Source organism: Herbiconiux moechotypicola, from assembly GCF_024979255.1.
Taxonomy (GTDB): Bacteria; Actinomycetota; Actinomycetes; order Actinomycetales; family Microbacteriaceae; genus Herbiconiux; species Herbiconiux moechotypicola.
The window spans coordinates 1-5,694 of the sequence record NZ_JANLCN010000025.1 but is presented as its reverse complement, the minus strand read 5'-3'; the positions used below and the strand labels follow the sequence as shown (position 1 = coordinate 5,694).

3 rRNA genes are annotated in these 5,694 nt (G+C 54.8%); all 3 read left to right on the top strand.

The features are described 5' to 3' along the window. Positions 1–358: 358 nt before the first annotated feature. Positions 359–1,882, top strand: a 16S ribosomal RNA gene (locus N1031_RS20325). Between the two features lie 417 nt (positions 1,883–2,299). Beyond that, positions 2,300–5,417, top strand: a 23S ribosomal RNA gene (locus N1031_RS20320). A 154-nt stretch (positions 5,418–5,571) separates the two neighbouring features. After that, positions 5,572–5,688: ribosomal RNA gene (rrf, locus tag N1031_RS20315) — 5S ribosomal RNA — on the top strand. The 16S, 23S and 5S rRNA genes sit together here, the layout of an rRNA operon. Positions 5,689–5,694: the final 6 nt, after the last annotated feature.

The window sequence follows — 5,694 nt, the reverse complement described above, 5'->3', positions numbered from 1 at the left end:
CTCGTCACCCCACAGGTGCGGGAAAGCGGAAGAGCTTCCCGGCCTCACGTCGGTGGCCACACATAATCTCCTTCCTTTTCGAGGCTGGGTCGTTTTGATCCAGGCGGTTCGAGATGGTAAGGTGGTGAAGTTGCCCAGCAGCTGATCTTGAACTGGTTTCGAGACGGGGCTGGAGCATCCGATCCTTGAGAACTCAACAGCGTGCACATTGTCAAATGCCAATTACCCCGTCCAGGTTTAGGCCTGGTTGGGATTCCTTTGGAATTATTTTGATCGATCGGACAAGTCAGTAATGTCTTGTTTTGGTTGGGATTGAACTCGCAGTGCTGCTCTTTTTCCGGGTGGCCTGTTTTTTTCTTTTATGGAGAGTTTGATCCTGGCTCAGGACGAACGCTGGCGGCGTGCTTAACACATGCAAGTCGAACGGTGAAGCAGAGCTTGCTCTGTGGATCAGTGGCGAACGGGTGAGTAACACGTGAGTAACCTGCCCTTGACTCTGGGATAAGCGTTGGAAACGACGTCTAATACTGGATACGACCTTCGGAGGCATCTTCTGGGGGTGGAAAGATTTTTTGGTCAAGGATGGACTCGCGGCCTATCAGCTTGTTGGTGAGGTAATGGCTCACCAAGGCGACGACGGGTAGCCGGCCTGAGAGGGTGACCGGCCACACTGGGACTGAGACACGGCCCAGACTCCTACGGGAGGCAGCAGTGGGGAATATTGCACAATGGGCGCAAGCCTGATGCAGCAACGCCGCGTGGGGGATGACGGCCTTCGGGTTGTAAACCTCTTTTAGTAGGGAAGAAGCGAAAGTGACGGTACCTGCAGAAAAAGCACCGGCTAACTACGTGCCAGCAGCCGCGGTAATACGTAGGGTGCAAGCGTTGTCCGGAATTATTGGGCGTAAAGAGCTCGTAGGCGGTTTGTCGCGTCTGCTGTGAAAACTGGAGGCTCAACCTCCAGCCTGCAGTGGGTACGGGCAGACTAGAGTGCGGTAGGGGAGATTGGAATTCCTGGTGTAGCGGTGGAATGCGCAGATATCAGGAGGAACACCGATGGCGAAGGCAGATCTCTGGGCCGTAACTGACGCTGAGGAGCGAAAGCGTGGGGAGCGAACAGGATTAGATACCCTGGTAGTCCACGCCGTAAACGTTGGGAACTAGATGTGGGGGCCATTCCACGGTCTCCGTGTCGCAGCTAACGCATTAAGTTCCCCGCCTGGGGAGTACGGCCGCAAGGCTAAAACTCAAAGGAATTGACGGGGGCCCGCACAAGCGGCGGAGCATGCGGATTAATTCGATGCAACGCGAAGAACCTTACCAAGGCTTGACATACACGAGAACGGGCCAGAAATGGTCAACTCTTTGGACACTCGTGAACAGGTGGTGCATGGTTGTCGTCAGCTCGTGTCGTGAGATGTTGGGTTAAGTCCCGCAACGAGCGCAACCCTCGTTCTATGTTGCCAGCACGTGATGGTGGGAACTCATAGGAGACTGCCGGGGTCAACTCGGAGGAAGGTGGGGATGACGTCAAATCATCATGCCCCTTATGTCTTGGGCTTCACGCATGCTACAATGGCCGGTACAAAGGGCGGCGATACCGTAAGGTGGAGCGAATCCCAAAAAGCCGGTCTCAGTTCGGATTGAGGTCTGCAACTCGACCTCATGAAGTCGGAGTCGCTAGTAATCGCAGATCAGCAACGCTGCGGTGAATACGTTCCCGGGCCTTGTACACACCGCCCGTCAAGTCATGAAAGTCGGTAACACCCGAAGCCGGTGGCCTAACCCTTTGTGGAGGGAGCCGTCGAAGGTGGGATCGGTGATTAGGACTAAGTCGTAACAAGGTAGCCGTACCGGAAGGTGCGGCTGGATCACCTCCTTTCTAAGGAGCACTGGCAACCTCGTGTTGTCCAGAGCCATGCAGAGGCGAATGTCCTCTGATGGAGCTCATGGGTGGAACATTGACGATGGTGTAGCAGGAATCGCTGCCGGCTTGAGTACGACCTTCGGGTTTGGAACGGGTGGGTGGTGAGGGTGGTTGCACAGGCACGCTGTTGGGTCCTGAGGGACCGGATCCTCATCCTTCGGGGTGGGTGGACGAACCTCTGGGCCCTTCGTTGGTTTCCGTCAGGGAATCGCGGGGGGTACCGCCCGTACTTTGAGAACTACACAGTGGACGCGAGCATCTTAGATTCAACACTTTTGGTGTTGGATCACAAGATCAACAACAACCCTTCGGGGTTGTGTAGATCATTGGTCAATTTTTCTGAAAACGAAGAATCGATTCAAACTCATGTGATTTCAAGTTTCTAAGAGCAAACGGTGGATGCCTTGGCATCTGGAGCCGAAGAAGGACGTATCAATCTGCGATAAGCCTCGGGGAGCTGATAAGAGAGCTTCGATCCGAGGATTTCCGAATGGGGAAACCCCGCCGGGCCCTTTGGGTGACCCGGTGACTCCCGCCTGAATATATAGGGCGGGTAGAGGGAACGTGGGGAAGTGAAACATCTCAGTACCCACAGGAAGAGAAAACAACAGTGATTCCGTGAGTAGTGGCGAGCGAAACCGGATGAGGCTAAACCGGTCATGTGTGATAGCCGGCAGGCGTTGCATGGTCGGGGTTGTGGGACTTTTCTGCTGTTACTGCCGTACAGCGATCGTTACAGCGCACTATAGGCGAATGGTTTTGAAAGGCCAGTCATAGAGGGTGCCAGCCCCGTAGCCGAAATGGTGCAATGGCGTGAAGAGTATCCCAAGTAGCACGGGGCCCGAGAAATCCCGTGTGAATCTGTCAGGACCACCTGATAAGCCTAAATACTCCCAGATGACCGATAGCGGACAAGTACCGTGAGGGAAAGGTGAAAAGTACCCCGGGAGGGGAGTGAAATAGTACCTGAAACCGTTTGCTTACAAACCGTTGGAGCACCCTTTGTTGGTGTGACAGCGTGCCTTTTGAAGAATGAGCCTGCGAGTTAGTGATCAGTGGCGAGGTTAACCCGTGTGGGGTAGCCGTAGCGAAAGCGAGTCTTAAGAGGGCGTTTGAGTCGCTGGTTCTAGACCCGAAGCGAAGTGATCTATCCATGGCCAGGTTGAAGCGACGGTAAGACGTCGTGGAGGACCGAACCCACTTCAGTTGAAAATGGAGGGGATGAGCTGTGGATAGGGGTGAAAGGCCAATCAAACTTCGTGATAGCTGGTTCTCTCCGAAATGCATTTAGGTGCAGCGTTGCGTGTTTCTTGCCGGAGGTAGAGCTACTGGATAGCCGATGGGCCCCAAAAGGTTACTGACGTTAGCCAAACTCCGAATGCCGGTAAGTGAGAGCGCAGCAGTGAGACGGTGGGGGATAAGCTTCATCGTCGAGAGGGAAACAACCCAGACCACCGAATAAGGTCCCTAAGCGCGTGCTAAGTGGGAAAGGATGTGGAGTTGCACAGACAACCAGGAGGTTGGCTTAGAAGCAGCCACCCTTGAAAGAGTGCGTAATAGCTCACTGGTCAAGTGATTCCGCGCCGACAATGTAACGGGGCTCAAGCACGCCACCGAATTCGTGGCATTCGCACAAGTGATAGGCCTTCGTGGTCCAGTCGTGTGGATGGGTAGGAGAGCGTCGTGTGGGCAGTGAAGCGGCGGTGGAAACCAGCCGTGGAGGCCACACGAGTGAGAATGCAGGCATGAGTAGCGAAAGACGGGTGAGAAACCCGTCCTCCGAAAGACCAAGGGTTCCAGGGCCAGGTTAATCCGCCCTGGGTAAGTCGGGACCTAAGGCGAGGCCGACAGGCGTAGTCGATGGACAACGGGTTGATATTCCCGTACTGGCGAAGAACCGCCCACGCCAATCCAGTAGTGCTAAGAGTCCTAACCCGGACTGACGGATCCCTTCGGGGTGATGCGGTCCGGTCTAACGCTCGAACCCGTCTGGTGCGGTGAGCGTATTAACAGGTGTGACGCAGGAAGGTAGCTGAGCCGGGCGATGGTTGTCCCGGTCTAAGGGTGTAGGCCGAGAGATAGGCAAATCCGTCTCTCACAGAAGGCTGAGACCCGATGGGTAGTCCTCACGGACGAAATCAGTGATCCTCTGCTGCCGAGAAAAGCATCGACGCGAGGTTCCAGCCACCCGTACCCCAAACCGACTCAGGTGGTCAGGTAGAGAATACCAAGGAGATCGAGAGAATCGTGGTTAAGGAACTCGGCAAAATGCCCCCGTAACTTCGGGAGAAGGGGGGCCTGAAGCGTGAAGGGATTCACTCCTGGAGCGTGGATGGCCGCAGAGACCAGTGGGAAGCGACTGTTTACTAAAAACACAGGTCCGTGCCAAGTCGCAAGACGATGTATACGGACTGACGCCTGCCCGGTGCTGGAAGGTTAAGAGGAACGGTTAGTCGTAAGGCGAAGCTGAGAATTTAAGCCCCAGTAAACGGCGGTGGTAACTATAACCATCCTAAGGTAGCGAAATTCCTTGTCGGGTAAGTTCCGACCTGCACGAATGGCGTAACGACTTCCCAGCTGTCTCAACCGCGAACTCGGCGAAATTGCACTACGAGTAAAGATGCTCGTTACGCGCAGCAGGACGGAAAGACCCCGTGACCTTTACTACAGCTTGGTATTGGTGTTCGGTGTGGCTTGTGTAGGATAGGTGGGAGACGGTGAAGCTTGGACGCTAGTTCAGGTGGAGTCATTGTTGAAATACCACTCTGGTCACTCTGGATATCTAACTACGAACCCTGATCGGGTTCTGGGACAGTGCCTGGTGGGTAGTTTAACTGGGGCGGTTGCCTCCTAAAGAGTAACGGAGGCGCCCAAAGGTTCCCTCAATCTGGTTGGCAATCAGATGGCGAGTGTAAGTGCACAAGGGAGCTTGACTGTGAGACTGACAAGTCGAGCAGGGACGAAAGTCGGGACTAGTGATCCGGCAGTGGCTTGTGGAAGCGCTGTCGCTCAACGGATAAAAGGTACCTCGGGGATAACAGGCTGATCTTGCCCAAGAGTCCATATCGACGGCATGGTTTGGCACCTCGATGTCGGCTCGTCGCATCCTGGGGCTGGAGTAGGTCCCAAGGGTTGGGCTGTTCGCCCATTAAAGCGGTACGCGAGCTGGGTTTAGAACGTCGTGAGACAGTTCGGTCCCTATCCGCTGCGCGCGTAGGAAATTTGAAAGGATCTGACCCTAGTACGAGAGGACCGGGTTGGACGAACCTCTGGTGTGTCAGTTGTTCCGCCAGGAGCACCGCTGATTAGCTACGTTCGGGATGGATAACCGCTGAAAGCATCTAAGCGGGAAGCCGGCCTTGAGATGAGATTTCCATCCCTTCGGGGGAGAGGCTCCCAGCTAGACCACTGGGTTGATAGGCAGGATGTGGAAGCGAGGACGAAAGACTCGTGCAGCTGACCTGTACTAATAAGCCGATAACTTGATAATCACCACTCACAAACCTTTTGATTCATAAAGGCGGGTTTGTGGGGCCTGATGCTCGCGTCTACTGAGTGGTTCTCGATGTACGGTCGAGAACCCAAACACCACCCATGCGACAGCATGCGCGTGGATCTGTTTGAAACCTATACATCAATAGTGTTTCGGCGGCCATAGCGAGAGGGAAACGCCCGGTCACATTCCGAACCCGGAAGCTAAGACTCTCAGCGCCGATGGTACTGCAAGGGGGACCTTGTGGGAGAGTAGGACACCGCCGGACTTCTTT